Annotated in this window: 13 protein-coding genes and 1 tRNA gene; 6 read left to right on the plus strand and 8 right to left on the minus strand. The window is 66.4% G+C overall.

Annotated elements, in window-relative coordinates; genetic code table 11:
- Positions 1-168 (minus strand): MlaD family protein (locus A5753_RS12710; RefSeq protein WP_156656085.1); only part of this gene is annotated, 168 nt, incomplete at its 3' end.
- A 300-nt stretch (positions 169-468) separates the two neighbouring features.
- Between A5753_RS12710 and A5753_RS12715 the strand changes: the two genes are divergently transcribed.
- Both A5753_RS12715 and A5753_RS12720 read left to right on the plus strand, forming a co-directional pair.
- Positions 469-1,005 carry a hypothetical protein gene (locus A5753_RS12715; RefSeq protein WP_067128075.1) on the plus strand — a complete coding sequence of 179 codons (537 nt, stop codon included), beginning with the start codon at positions 469-471 and terminating at the stop codon, positions 1,003-1,005.
- A gap of 20 nt (positions 1,006-1,025) precedes the next feature.
- A complete protein-coding gene (locus tag A5753_RS12720) occupies positions 1,026-1,514 on the plus strand; it encodes a glutathione peroxidase (RefSeq protein WP_067128078.1) in 489 nt (162 codons plus the stop codon).
- 47 nt (positions 1,515-1,561) lie between these two features.
- Here A5753_RS12720 and A5753_RS12725 read toward each other — a convergent pair whose 3' ends face one another.
- The 5 genes from A5753_RS12725 to A5753_RS12745 form a co-directional block, all read right to left on the minus strand.
- Complete coding sequence (locus A5753_RS12725; RefSeq protein ID WP_067128082.1) at positions 1,562-2,359, minus strand: RsiV family protein; 798 nt, start codon at positions 2,357-2,359, stop codon at positions 1,562-1,564.
- A gap of 165 nt (positions 2,360-2,524) precedes the next feature.
- Positions 2,525-2,601 (minus strand) — tRNA-Met (locus A5753_RS12730).
- A 79-nt stretch (positions 2,602-2,680) separates the two neighbouring features.
- The gene (locus A5753_RS12735; protein ID WP_067128085.1) at positions 2,681-3,217 is read right to left on the minus strand and encodes a cupin domain-containing protein; all 537 of its coding nucleotides are present in this window, start codon (positions 3,215-3,217) and stop codon (positions 2,681-2,683) included.
- 50 nt (positions 3,218-3,267) lie between these two features.
- Positions 3,268-3,969 (minus strand): nitroreductase family protein, encoded by a 702-nt coding sequence (locus A5753_RS12740; RefSeq protein WP_067128088.1) that lies wholly within the window; start codon positions 3,967-3,969, stop codon positions 3,268-3,270.
- Positions 3,970-3,986: 17 nt separating this feature from the next.
- On the minus strand, positions 3,987-4,637 hold the full coding sequence (locus tag A5753_RS12745; RefSeq protein ID WP_067128090.1) for an HD domain-containing protein: 651 nt from the start codon (positions 4,635-4,637) through the stop codon (positions 3,987-3,989).
- Between the two features lie 129 nt (positions 4,638-4,766).
- On the opposite strand from A5753_RS12745, the gene A5753_RS12750 reads away from it, so the two are divergent.
- The gene (locus A5753_RS12750; RefSeq protein ID WP_067128093.1) at positions 4,767-5,711 is read left to right on the plus strand and encodes a GlxA family transcriptional regulator; all 945 of its coding nucleotides are present in this window, start codon (positions 4,767-4,769) and stop codon (positions 5,709-5,711) included.
- 3 nt (positions 5,712-5,714) lie between these two features.
- On the opposite strand, the gene A5753_RS12755 is transcribed toward A5753_RS12750, so the two are convergent.
- Both A5753_RS12755 and A5753_RS12760 read right to left on the minus strand, forming a co-directional pair.
- Positions 5,715-8,696 (minus strand): UPF0182 family protein, encoded by a 2,982-nt coding sequence (locus A5753_RS12755; RefSeq protein WP_067128096.1) that lies wholly within the window; start codon positions 8,694-8,696, stop codon positions 5,715-5,717.
- Positions 8,697-8,771: 75 nt separating this feature from the next.
- On the minus strand, positions 8,772-9,794 hold the full coding sequence (locus tag A5753_RS12760) for a PDZ domain-containing protein (RefSeq protein ID WP_067128099.1): 1,023 nt from the start codon (positions 9,792-9,794) through the stop codon (positions 8,772-8,774).
- A 100-nt stretch (positions 9,795-9,894) separates the two neighbouring features.
- Here A5753_RS12760 and A5753_RS12765 point away from each other — a divergent pair, with 100 nt between their 5' ends.
- The 3 genes from A5753_RS12765 (at position 9,895) to A5753_RS12775 (ending at position 13,656) form a co-directional block, all read left to right on the plus strand.
- The gene (locus A5753_RS12765; protein ID WP_197694683.1) at positions 9,895-11,289 is read left to right on the plus strand and encodes a zinc-dependent metalloprotease; all 1,395 of its coding nucleotides are present in this window, start codon (positions 9,895-9,897) and stop codon (positions 11,287-11,289) included.
- Positions 11,290-11,325: 36 nt separating this feature from the next.
- Positions 11,326-12,189 (plus strand): cyclodehydratase, encoded by an 864-nt coding sequence (locus A5753_RS12770; RefSeq protein WP_067128105.1) that lies wholly within the window; start codon positions 11,326-11,328, stop codon positions 12,187-12,189.
- A gap of 123 nt (positions 12,190-12,312) precedes the next feature.
- Entirely contained in the window at positions 12,313-13,656 is a 1,344-nt protein-coding gene (locus A5753_RS12775) for an AarF/ABC1/UbiB kinase family protein (protein WP_067128469.1), read from the plus strand.
- Positions 13,657-13,662 lie beyond the last annotated feature (6 nt).

The raw sequence follows: 13,662 nt of genomic DNA on the forward strand, positions 1-13,662 counted from the left end.
AATCGACCCCACCCGGCCGATCTCCACCCCGTTGTAGGTGACCTTCGAACCCGGATCCATCACCAACCCGGCCCGCGACGCGAGCATGGTCAGCTGCGACTTGGCGGTGAAGCTGCCCCGAAACTGCCCGTATACCAACGCCAGAATCAGCGCGCAGACAATCAGCATGGCGACGGCGACCAACTTATACGGCGGGGTCCGTTGCGAGTTGATCTGTACGGGTGAGCCCGGACCTGAATCTTTCGACAAGACCGTTACTGCCCCTTACGTCGGCGCCGCAGCCCCCCAGGCGCTGCGGCGAACGATCCGCCAAGCAATTGCCGGGGGCTCCGTACACATGCGATAACGAAGACCAGTGAAATGTACCGCGAATGGAGGGCTTGCGCGAACCACTATTCACATAATTCGGTCGGCGCGCTGGCTGCAGTGCCCAGGTCTAGGCTCGGAAAAGACTAGGAAAGGTACGCAATGCTCGCAGCGTTCGGATTCGAATCCCTGGGCGTAGTCGTCGGGGACATGTACTTCATCGACCCGTCCCCGCTCGAGGGTCAGGAAACGCCGGAGCGGGGCGTCAGACTGGAGCTGCGCCTCGTCGACCGGGCCGAACCCCAGGGCTCGATCTACGCCGGCGTGCCGATCGCCTTCACCCGCCCGGTATGGCGGGTGGACCTATTCGGGTCCACCGAAAGCCCTCCCGGGACGCTGGACCGGGCCCATCACCACCCGCAGTTTAACGGTTGGGAACCCAGCAGCCGGCACTTCGTTCCCGAGCTGTCCGCCGACCCGCTGACCTGGTTGACCGAGCAGCTGGCCGACCCGGCCGCGATCCTGGCCCGCGCCGGCGTCGACGCCGACGACGTCAACGAAGCCGACACCACCGGACTCGCCGACGCGGCGCCGGAGATCGTCGCCGCGGTGAGACGGTTGCTCGACGGCGTGCGCAACGGCGAATTGGCACCGGCCCCCGCCGAGCCCGTTGCCGCCGCGCGCACCGGCTGGCTCTGAGGTGCGTTAGCGTCGTCGGCGTGACCCTCAACAACATTGCCCTGACCACCCTCGAAGGCCGGCCGACCACGCTGGCCGAATTGTCCGACGGCGCAACGCTGGTCGTCAACGTAGCCTCCAAATGTGGGCTCACTCCGCAATACACGGCGCTGGAGAAGCTGGCCAAGGACTATGGCGAGCGCGGCCTGACCGTCGTCGGCGTCCCCTGCAACCAGTTCATGGGCCAGGAACCCGGCACGGCCGAGGAGATCCAGGAGTTTTGCTCGACCACCTACGGGGTGACGTTCCCGCTGCTGGCGAAGACCGACGTCAACGGCGACGACCGTCACCCGCTGTACGCCGAGCTGACCAAGACCGCCGACGCCGACGGCCAGGCCGGAGACATCCAGTGGAACTTCGAGAAGTTCCTGCTCGCCCCCGGCGGTGAGGTGGTGGCGCGGTTCCGGCCCCGCACCGCGCCCGACGCCCCCGAGGTCATCAGCGCCATCCAGGCCGTGCTCCCCCGATAGGTGTGAAACGGCCCCCGGAGAATCTCCGGGGGGCCTGCGTGCGCTCGCTAAGCGAGCATCGGGTCGATCGCGGAGCGTGGTACCAACACCTGAGTGGCACCTGCCGCGTCGGGCAGCATATGACCCTGGTCGAAAAAGAAGATCACACCGTCGTTCGTGACGGCGAAATTCTGATAGTTCGCCGGGTCGTAGGCGACGGCCGGCGCGATGGTCACCGGCGGTGCCGTCTGCGTCTGGTTCACCGGCGGTGCCGTCTGCGTCTGGTTCGCCGGCGGTGCCGTCTGCGTCTGGTTTGCCGGCGGTGCGGTCTGCTTCTGCAGCTCGCTCTGCACGATTGGCGCGACGGTCTTCAGCGGGTCGTCGACGCGCCACAAGGGCGTGTTGTTCTTGTCGTCCGGCGCTGCGGTCCACACAATCGCCTTGCGATAGGCCTGGTCCCAGTTAAACGACTTGAACGTCGTCTGGGGGTGTGCGGCGCCAATGTTCTCGAGGACCTTCAACACCACCGCCTCGGTGCCGCGCGGGGGTATCGCCGACCCGTAACTCGCCGACGAGATGGTCAGCTGGTAGGGCTGATCGCGGGGTGCGGAGGATTTGGCGACATTAAGGAAATCGTCGCGCTCCTTTGTAATGAAGTCGGCCACGGACTTCTCGTCGGGGTAGTTGACCGGGAAGCTGATGTCGAGGTTGTAGCCGGCGTCGGACATCTGGATCTTGCATGTTTGGCCAGTGTTGACACCCTTGAGTTCGGTGCAGTAGTCCTTCGGCGGCGCGGCGGCGGCGACGCCAGCAGAGCCGAAGAGAACGAGGGCCGTGGCGAACCCTGCCACCTTGAAGCTGCGCATGTTGGATCTCCTCCGACAACTCGCGGTACCGATGCGACGGATGGAGGTAAAGATAAGCCATCGCGCCGCCGACCATGATTGCCGGACTTCCTGAGAGGAGTGTTCCCAAAGGTGTTCCAACGGCATGAAAACGGCCCCCGGAGATTTCCCGAGGGCCGTTTTACCTGGTAGCGGGGACAGGATTCGAACCTGCGACCTCTGGGTTATGAGCCCAGCGAGCTACCGAGCTGCTCCACCCCGCGTTGGTGAATGCCAGGTTACCGAACGCGTGTCACGGCGACCAAATCGCGCGGTCAGCGGCCAGTCGACGGCTCAGATCGGTCAGTGCGACGGCGGGCTCAGCCCGTACCGCTGCGCGATGTCGTCCATCCACTCGGGCGACCCGTAGGTCAGCCCGTACTTGTCGGCGAGTTCGCCGAACTCGGTCAACTCGTGCAGCGGCTTGCCCGCAGGGTCGTCGGCGTGCTCGAGGAGCAGTTCGCCGAGTTCCCGGAAATAGTTCTCGAATCCGCCCGGGGTGATGATCTCGATGATGCGGCCCGGCTCGCTGCCGGCGTTCCACATCGCATGCATCTGGCCGCGGGGCTTGGTGATGTAGCCACCGGGACCCAACACCACCTCGCTGTCGTCGGAGCGGAAGCCGATCTCGCCGGCCAGGACTATCGAATGCTCGTCCTCCCGGGTGTGCCGGTGTGCCGCGGTGAGAACTCCGACCGCGAACGGGTGCTCGACGATGGACACCTCGCCGCCGTTGGTCTTGCCGGATATCTTGAACACCGCCCCGAAGCCCGGGAGGGTGACGACTTCGCCCTCCCCCGGCTGCACCACGGTGACCCCGATGTCTTTCAGCTCGGTCATGTGATTCACCTTCCTGCGAATATCCTTGCGCTGCAATCTCCGGCCGCTTGTCAACCGGCTGCGGCCAGGCCGGTCGTGTCGTCGTGCGGCGGCCACAGTGGTTGCGGAACTTCGATGCCGAACGACTTGTCCCAGCCGTTGCGGGACGAAACCTCATGTACTGGACGGCGATTGGCCGCGACGCCCCACCTGCCCAACGGATAACCGAGGGTGAGCATGGCCGACATCTTCCAGCCTTCCGCAACGGGCACGCCCAGTAACTCGTTCACCTTGTCCTCGAAATTGCGAAGCACCATCGTCATGACGCCGCCGACGCCCTCGGCACGGGCGGCGAGCAACGCACTCCAAATCGCCGGGTAGATGTTGGCGCCGCCGTAGTCGTCGATGGAAAAGACGAACAGCAACAACGGGATCTCTTCGAAATGGTCGGCGAGGTAATTTCCCGAGCCTTTCATTCGGCGCATGGTTGCGGCGTGAGCGGCCGGGTCCGCACCGGGCGCTGTCGCCACCATCGGCCCCGTCCCTGTCTTGAACTTCTCGTATTCGAGGGCGCGGGCCTTCCGGAACAGTTTGGCGAACTCGCGGATGAGTTCCGGATCGTCGACGGCCACGAAGTGCCAGCGCTGGGTGTTGCCCCCGTTGGGGGCGCGGACCGCCGCATCGAGGATGCGGGCCTGCGTGTCCAGCGGGATCGGATCCGGCCGCAATCGCCGCATCATCCTGGTGGTGTAGAGGCCTTCGTAAATGTCCATTGTTCTGCTCCCTTCCGCTACTCGGGCCAGCTGTTGTTGAGGATCTTGTCGACGAAGTCGACGCGCTCGAAGGCCGGATCGAAGTGCGCCAGCACATCGGCGTTCATGGTGCCGTCGGTGGTGCGCGGGCGGTGCTTCATGCCGTCGTTGAACGCCGCCAGGATGCGCCGCTTGAACTGCGGGCGCGGGTGCGCGGCGGTCACCGCGGCCAGCGCCTCTGGCGCCAACTGCTCGCGCCCGAGGCCGACCACATCGACTTCGACGCCTGCCTGCAGCAGGGCCACTTCGGGTGCCATGAACTCGGGCACGCCAGGGGTGGTGTGCAAGGCGATGCCGAGCCACACCTTGCCGGCGTCGGCTTCCTCGACGCCGCGGTTGAGCAGGAAGTCACGGGCCGCGTTCGCGCCGTCGACCTCGAAGCGGACGCCGGAACCGCGGTAGCGCTCGGTCAGGCCGAGGTCGTGAAACATCGCCGCGACGTAAAGCAGCTCCGGGTTCGGGTGCAGGCCGCGACGCAGGCCCTGCAGCGCGCCGAAGAAGAACACCCGCCGGGAATGGTTGAAGAGCAAGTCGTCCTCGGTGTCGCGGATGAGCTCGGTGACCTCGCGCACCAGCGCGGTGTCGGGAACTTCGATGCCGGCGATGGTGTCAATCGAGCTGGTAGTCATGTTGTCGTCTCCTTCTCCGGTGGTCTCCGTTTGAGTGTGCGGCCGCCCGGGCAATCCGACCCCGCCCGTTCGGGCCGTCCTCTCCACAGAAAGCGACACAATGGCTGCGTGGCTGCAGCCAAAACACGGGTGGTGGTGATCGTCGTCTTCGACGGGGTGACGTTGTTAGACGTCGCGGGCGCGGGTGAGGTGTTCGTCGAGGCCAACCGGTTCGGCGCCGATTACGAAGTGAAAATCGCGTCCGTGGACGGGCGGGACGTGACCAGCTCGATCGGGGCACGCTTGGGCGTCACCGACAGCGTCTCTGCGATCGACTCCGCCGATACCGTCATGGTCGCCGGCAGCGACAACCTGCCCGGTCGAGCCATTGACCCCGCCCTGGTGGAGGCCATCCGATCGGTGTCGGCACGGACCCGGCGGCTGGCATCCATCTGCACGGGGTCGTTCATCCTCGCGCAGGCCGGTGTGCTGCGCGGCCGGCGCGCGACCACGCACTGGCACGACACCCGATTGTTGGCCCGGGCCTTCCCCGATGTGACCGTGGAGCCGGACGCGATCTTCGTGCGTGACGGCGACATTTTCACCTCGGCCGGCATCTCGTCGGGCATCGACCTGGCGCTGGCGTTGGTCGAAATGGATTACGGGACCGAGCTGGTACGTGACGTGGCCAGGTGGCTGGTCGTGTACCTCAAGCGCGCGGGCGGTCAATCGCAGTTCTCGGTGCTGCTCGAGGCCGATCCCCCGCCGCAGTCTCCCCTGCGTCCGGTCACCGATGCGATCGCGGCCAACCCAGGCGCCGACTACAGCGTGAAAAAGCTTGCGGCCCTGGCATCTTTAAGCACACGCCAACTGACCCGGCTATTTCAGTCCGAGCTCGGGATGAGCCCGGCGCGCTACGTCGAATTGGTTCGGATCGATTTCGCCCGTGGCGCACTGGAATCCGGCCGGTCGGTTACCGAGACCGCGGGCATGGCCGGCTTCGGCAGCATCGAAACGCTGCGCCGGGTATTCGTCAACCACCTGGGCATCAGCCCGAAGGCCTACCGGGACAGGTTCCGGACGGCCTACGCCTGAAAGCTATTTGGTGCTGTTGTACTTCGTGATCGCGTCATCGAGGCGCTGTAGCGCCGCACCGTAGCCGGCGAAATCGCCCTTCTTCTGCGCGTCCTTGGCCTCGCCGATTGCCGCCTGAATCTCTTGCAGGGCGGCGGATTTCGCGGGCGACAGCGTCACCGATCCGTCGGGTACCGGGGGTGCGGCGACTGCGGGCGGTGAGCCGGGCGTCGCGACCGGCGCCGGCGCGGTGGGCGGCGGACTCGCGGCGGGTGTCCCGGCTTCGGTGGGCTGGATGCTCGTCGCGACCGCACCCGCGCCCGGACCGAACAGTCCGGTGAGGGCGTCCCGCACGGTCGGGCCGTACCCGATCTTGTCGTTGTACATCATCGCCACCCGGATCAGCCGCGGATAGGACGACGCCGCGTCGCTGGCCCCCGGCGAGGCATACACGGGTTCGACGTAGAGCAGCCCGCCCTGCCCCACCGGCAAGGTGAGCAGATTGCCCCACCGGATCCGGTTCTGGTTGTCGCGTCCGATCACGCCGAGGTCCTGAGACACCGCCGGGTCGGTGGTGATCGCGTTGTTGGCCAGTTTGGGCCCGTTGACCTGACCCGGGATGGTCAGCACGGTGATCCTGCCGTACGTCGCCGGGTCGGAGCTGGCGCTGATGTAGGCGGCCAGATAGTCGCGCTTGAACCGGTTCATCGCGCTGGTCAGCTGATACGACGCCGTATTGTCGTTCTTCGCAATGTTTTTCGCGACGATGTAGTACGGCGGCTGGTAGCTGCTGGCCGTCGGGTTCGGATCCAGCGGCACGTCCCAGAAATCCGAGGTCGAAAAGAACGTCACCGGATCGTTGACGTGGTATTTGGCCAGCAGCATCCGCTGCACCTTGAACAGGTCCTCGGGATAGCGCAGGTGCTCGGCCAGCTCCGGGGTGATGTTGCTCTTGGGCTTCACGGTGCCCGGGAACACCTGCATCCAGGCCTTGAGCACCGGGTCCTGTTCGTCTTGCTGGTACAGCGTGACAGTGCCGTCGTAAGCGTCCACGGTCGCCTTCACCGAGTTGCGGATGTAGGAGACCCGCTTGTCGGGCGCCAGCTTGTTGAACGCCACTTCGTTGGAGTCCGCGGTCGCCGATTCCAGCGACGTGAGTTCGGAATACGGGTAGTTGTCCAGCGTGGTGTAGCCGTCGATGATCCACACCAGTCGCTTGTTGACGATCGCCGGGTACACCGCGCTGTCGGTGGTCAGCCACGGCGCCACCGCCTCCACCCGCCGCGCGGGGTCCCGGTTGAACAGGATCTTGCTGTTAGAGCCGATCACGTTGGAGAACAAGAAGTTTCGCTCGGCGAACTTCGCGGCGAATACGCTGCGCGACAGCCAGTCGCCCAACGGGACGCCGCCGAGCCCGGTGTAGGTGTAGTTCTTGGTTTCGTTGTTGGTCTCGTAGTCGTATTCGCGGTCGTTGCCGTTGCGCCCGACGATCGCATAGTCGGCCGACGTGTTTGAGATGACCGGCCCGAAGTAGACGCGCGGCTGGTCGAGTTGGGCCGGGCCGTCGGACACCACCCCTCCGTTGGCGCCGACGACGTTGACCAGGAATTCTGGGTAGCCACCGTTTTGGTTGGGATCGTTGGCGACGCCGCGGACCGTGTTGGCCGGTGAGGCGATGAAGCCGTTGCCGTGGGTGTAGACGCTGTGCCGGTTGATCCAGTCGCGCTGGTTCTCGATCAGCCGGTCGGGGTTGAGTTCACGCGCCGCCACTACGTAGTCACGCAACGCCCCGTTGCGGTCCAGGTACCTGTCGATGGACAACTGGTCGGGGAAGTAATAGAAATTCTTGCCCTGCTGGAACTGGGTGAATGCCGGACTGACGATCGTCGGGTCGAGCAGCCGGATGTTCGACGTGGTCGCGCGGTCGTCGGCGACCTGCTGCGCGGCGGCCTGCGTGTCGCCGGTGTAGTTGCGATAGGTGACCTGGTCGGAGGTCAGGCCGTAGGCTTGCCGCGTCGCGGCGATGCTGCGGCTAATGTATTCGCTTTCCTTTTGCGCGGCATTGGGTTTGACGCTTATCTGTTCGACGATCAGTGGCCAACCGGCACCCACGATCAGCGAGGACAGCAGCAACAAGACCAGCCCGATCGCCGGGATCCGCAAGTCCCTGAGCACGACCGCGGAGAACACCGCCGCCGCGCAGATGAGCGCGATCGCCATCAGGATCAGCTTCGCCGGCAGCACCGCATTGATGTCGGTGTATCCGGCGCCGGTGAAGGGTTTGCCGCCGCGGGTGTGCGACAACAACTCATAGCGGTCCACCCAGTACGCGATCGCCTTGAGCACGACCAACAACCCGACCAGGGTGACCAGCTGGATCCGCGTCGAACGGCTCAGTGCGCCCGTCCGACCGGACAACCGGATGCCGCCAAAGACGTAGTGGGCCAACACGTTGGCGACGAAAGCGAGGAACACCGCGACGAACAGGTAGGACAGCAGCAGCCGGTAGAACGGCAGCTCGAAGGCATAGAAGCCGAGATCCTTGCCGAACTGCGGGTCCCTGATGCCGAAGTCGCCGCCGTGCAAGAACAGCTGGATGCGCACCCAATAGCTTTGCGCGATGATGCCGGCCAGCAGGCCGATCGCCACCGGGATCCCGGCGCTCACCAGTCGCAACCGGGACAGCACCAGGGCGCGGTAGCGCGCCACCGGATCGTTGTCGTTGCTCGGCACGAACACCGGCCGGGTGCGGTAAGCCACCGCGAGCCCGGCGAACACGATGCCGCCCACCAGCAGACCGGCGACCAAGAAGACCACGAACCGGGTGACCAGCACGGTGGAAAACACCGAGCGATAGCCGAGCTCGCCGAACCACAGCCAGTCGACGTAGGCGTCGATCAGCCGCGGACCCGCCAGCAGCAGAGCGATCACACCGAGTGCGATCAGGATCAGAATCCGGCTACGCCGAGTCAGCTTCGGCATCCGTGCGGTGGGCCGCATCCCCACTGGCTACGCTCCCTGATTCGATGGCTAGACGGTGACAACTCTACGCATGGCACTACCCGTGACCATCAAGGTTCGCTAGCAGCTTGGCGGCTGCCCACCCGACCCGATCGCATGCAGCGCATCCACTGCCTGGCCGAGCGTCTCGACCTTGACCAGCCGCAGGCCGGACGGATTGTCCGAGCTGGCCTCATAGCAGTTCTTCGCCGGCACCAGGAACACCGTTGCCCCGGCCGCGTGCGCGGCGACCATCTTGTGGGTGATGCCGCCGATCTGGCCGACCTTGCCATCGGACGAAATGGTCCCGGTGCCCGCGATGAAGTTCGACTTGGCCAGGTCCCCGGTGGTCAACTTGTCGACCACCGCCAGGCTGAACATCAGTCCCGCGGACGGTCCGCCCACGTTGGCCAGGTTGAAGTCCACAGTGAAAGGCGCCCATGGCGCGTCGAGAACCGCAACGCCCAGAAAGCCGTAGCCGCGGTCCTTGTTGGCACCCAGCGTGATCTGGGCCACCCCGGCCGGCTCGTTCTTGCGGCGGTAGTCGATTGTCAACACCTGGCCCGGCTTGGTGTTCTTCAGCAGCCCGGTGAACTCGTCGACGGTGGCCACCGGGACGCCGTTGACCGCGTCGATGGCGTCACCGGTCTTGAGCTTGCCCGCCGAGGGGCCCGGCTCGGGAACCTTCGCGACCGTCACCGCCGCGGGGTACTTGAGGTACCCCAGGGCCGCATAGGCGGCGCTGTCCTCGGATTGCTTGAAGTCCGCGTTGTTGGCCTTGTCGACGTCCTCACGCGACTTGCCCGGCGGATAGATGAGGTCGCGGGGCACCAGCTGTTCCTGGTCCGACAGCCACAGGGTCAACGCCTCGCCCAACGTCAAATCGTCGCGCTGGGACACCGTGGTCATGTTGAGGTGTCCGGTTGTCGGATGCGTCTGGGTGCCCTCGATCGCCACCACCTGCTTGCCGTCGACCTCGCCGAGCGTGTCGAAGGTGGGCCCGGGCCCCAGCGACACGAACGGCACCGTCACCACCGCCAGCAACACGCCGAACACCACGATCGGCACCAGCGCGACCATCAAGGTCAGGATGCGCCTGTTCACGCCGATCAGACTAGACGGCGGCCGCGGCGCGATGCTCGGCTACGACGTTCTACCGGGTTCAGCTACAAGCTGACCCGAGGTCGCGCCGGCTGACCGAGTGGTGAGTACCGTTGGGGTTATGGCTGACCTGCCTTTCGGCTTCTCCTCCGGAGACGACCCCGACAAACACGGGAAAAAGGATCCCGATTCGGGCTCGAACCCGTCCGACCCGTTCGCCGCCTTCGGCATGAGCGGTGAATTCGGCATGGGCGACCTGGGGCAGATCTTCACCCAGCTGGGTCAGATGTTCAGCAGCGCGGGCACTGTCGGGCCCGGTGGAACCGCTTCGGGTCCGGTCAATTACGAACTGGCGCGGCGCGTCGCGACGAATTCGATCGGCTTTGTGGCGCCGGTTCCGGACACCACCAACTCGGCGATCGCCGACGCGGTGCGCCTGGCCGAAACCTGGCTGGACGGGGCCACGGCGCTGCCCGCGGGCACCACGAAGGCGCTGGGCTGGACGCCCGGCGACTGGGTCGACAACACGTTGGAGACGTGGAAGCGGTTGTGTGACCCGATGGCACAACAGATTTCGACGGTGTGGGCCGCGTCGCTGCCCGAAGAGGCCAAGAGCATGGCCGGCCCGCTCATGCAGATGATGTCGCAGATGGGCGGTATGGCGTTCGGGTCACAGCTCGGGCAGGCGCTGGGCCGATTGTCCCGCGAGGTGCTGACATCGACCGACATCGGTTTGCCGTTGGGGCCCAAGGGAATTGCGGCGGTGATGCCCGAAGCGGTCGAGTCGTTCGCCACCGGGCTGGAGCGCCCGCGCAGCGAGATCCTGACGTTTCTGGCGGCGCGCGAGGCCGCCCACCATCGGCTGTTCAGTCACGTGCCGTGGCTGTCGAGTCAACTGCTTGGTGCCGTCGAGGCGTATGCGATGGGCATGGAAATCGACATGTCCGGCATCGAGGAGCTGGCGCGCGACTTCAATCCGGCGTCACTGTCGGACCCCGGAGCGATCGAAAACCTGCTCGGGCAGGGCGTTTTCGAGCCCAAGGCGACGCCGGCGCAGACACAGGCACTGGAACGCCTCGAAACACTGCTCGCCCTGATCGAGGGGTGGGTGCAGGTGGTGGTGGCCGCCGCGCTGGGCGACCGGATTCCCGGGGCGGCCGCGCTGGGCGAGACGATGCGCCGTCGCCGGGCCAGCAGCGGCCCCGCCGAGCAGACCTTCGCGACGCTGGTCGGCCTGGAGCTGCGGCCCCGCAAGATGCGTGAGGCCGCCGCGTTCTGGGAGCGCCTGACCGAGGCCGCCGGGGTCGACACCCGCGACGGAATCTGGCAACACCCCGACCTGCTGCCCGACGCCGAGGACCTCGACGAGCCGGCGGGCTTCATCGACCGGGTCATCGGCGGCGACACCAGCGGGATCGACGAGGCCATCGCCAAACTCGAGCGCGAGGATCAGGGCCCCGATCGCCCGGGCGCCGACGGCGGCTCTGTGGATAACTGACCGGAGTTATCACCCCCGGCGTGACACAGTTGCGCGGTGACTCAGCGGTGCCAGGCCGTCCTTTCCGCCTATGCGCTGGATCCCGCTTTGCCGGTGTTGCTGCGTCCCGACGGTGCGGTCCAGGTGGGCTGGGACCCGCGCCGCGCGGTGCTGGTCCGCCCGCCGGATGGCCTGGCCGCCGCCGAGCTGGCCACGCTGTTGCGGACGATGTGGTCGCCGACCCCGCTCTCGGAGTTGCAGCGCCGCGCCCTCGACCGCGGCCTGACCGACGCCGACGGTCTGCGAAACCTCGTCGCGCAGCTCGTCGGTGCCGGCGTCGCCACCGAATGCGGGCGACCGCGCGCGCGGGCGGCCTCGGTGCGGATCCACGGGCGCGGGCCGCTATCGGAGCTGCTGGTGGAAACCTTGCGCTGCTCGGGCGCCCGGATCGCGCACAGCAGTCAACCGCACGCCGCGGTGTCGGCCGACGACGTCGACCTGGTCGTGCTCTCGGATTTCCTGGTCGCCGATCCGCGCATGGTGCGCGACCTGCACAACCAGGGCGTCGCGCATCTGTTGGTGCGGGTACGCGACGGCATCGGGCTGGTGGGTCCGCTGGTGATTCCGGGCGTGACCAGCTGCTTAGGGTGCGCGGACCTGCACCGCCGGGACCGCGACGCGGCGTGGCCGGCCATCTGCGCGCAGCTGCGCGAAACCGTCGGCGTTGCCGATCGGGCCACCGTGCTGGCGACCGCGGCGCTGGCGCTCAGCCAGGTCAACCGGGTGATCGCCGCCGTGCACGGGCAGGAGGCGGCCGAGCCCGCGCCGCCCCAGACGCTGAATGCAACCCTGGAATTCGATCTGCACTCCGGCGCGATCCTCACGCGACCGTGGACCAGGCACCCGTTGTGCTCCTGTTGACGCACACTCAGCGCGGCGCTTGGTGTCGTGGTCGCGGGCCGCACGCCGTTCGCTTCGCCGACCTGCGCTTACGAAGTGTGACAACGAGTGTTGTCGACATCTCTCCACATCGCGCTGGCCATCATGGATGATGGATGCGTGGCAGACATCAAAAGGGGCCGTGCTGCGCGGAACGCGAAGCTGGCCAGCATCCCGGTGGGATTCGCCGGCCGGGCAGCGCTCGGATTCGGTAAACGGCTGACCGGGAAGTCCAGGGACGAGGTCCAGGCCGAGCTCCTGGAAAAGGCCGCCCACCAACTGTTCACCGTCCTCGGTGAGCTCAAGGGCGGCGCGATGAAGGTGGGCCAAGCCCTGTCGGTGCTGGAGGCCGCGATTCCCGAGGAGTTCGGCGAGCCGTACCGCGAAGCGCTGACCAAGCTGCAAAAGGACGCCCCGCCGCTGCCCGCCGCCAAGGTGCACCGCGTGCTCGATGCGCAGCTGGGCACCAAGTGGCGCGAACGATTCAGCTCGTTCGACGACACTCCGGTTGCCTCGGCCAGCATCGGTCAGGTCCACAAGGGCGTCTGGTCGGACGGCCGTGAGGTGGCGGTCAAGATCCAGTACCCGGGCGCCGACGAGGCACTGCGGGCCGACCTCAAGACCATGCAGCGCCTGGTCGGGGTGTTCAAGCAGCTCGCGCCGGGCGCCGACATCCAGGGCGTGGTCGATGAGCTCATCGAGCGCACCGAGATGGAGCTGGACTACCGGCTGGAGGCCGAGAACCAGCGCGCCTTCGCCAAGGCATATCACGACCACCCGCACTTCGCGGTGCCGCGCATCGTGGCCAGCGCGCCGAAAGTGGTGATCCAGGAGTGGATGCAGGGCACCCCGATGGCCGAAATCATCCGGCACGGCACCACCGAACAGCGCGACTTGATGGGCACGCGACTGCTCGAGCTCACCTTCGATGCGCCGCGCCGGCTGCAGATGCTGCACGGCGACGCCCACCCCGGCAACTTCATGCTGCTCCCCGACGGCCGCATGGGTGTGATCGACTTCGGTGCCGTCGCGCCCCTGCCCGGCGGGTTGCCGATCGAGCTCGGTATGACCATCCGTCTAGCCCGTGACAAGAACTACGACATGCTGTTGCCGACGATGGAGAAGGCCGGCTTCATTCAGAAGGGCCAGCAAGTGTCGGTGCGTGACATCGACGACATGCTGCGCCAGTACGTCGAACCGGTCGAGGTCGAGGTTTTCCACTACACCCGCAAGTGGCTGCAGAAGATGTCCGCCATCGAGATCGATCGGTCGGTGTCGCAGATCCGCACGGCGCGCCAGATGGACCTGCCGCCCAAACTGGTCATCCCGATGCGGGTGATCATGTCGGTGGCCGCGATCCTGTGCCAGCTCGACGCCCACGTGCCGATCAAGGCGCTGTCCGAAGAGCTGGTGCCCGGCTTCGCCGAACCCGACAGCGCGGTCGTCTAGATCCCC

This window comes from Mycobacterium sp. 852002-51971_SCH5477799-a, from assembly GCF_001667145.1.
Taxonomy (GTDB): domain Bacteria; phylum Actinomycetota; class Actinomycetes; order Mycobacteriales; family Mycobacteriaceae; genus Mycobacterium.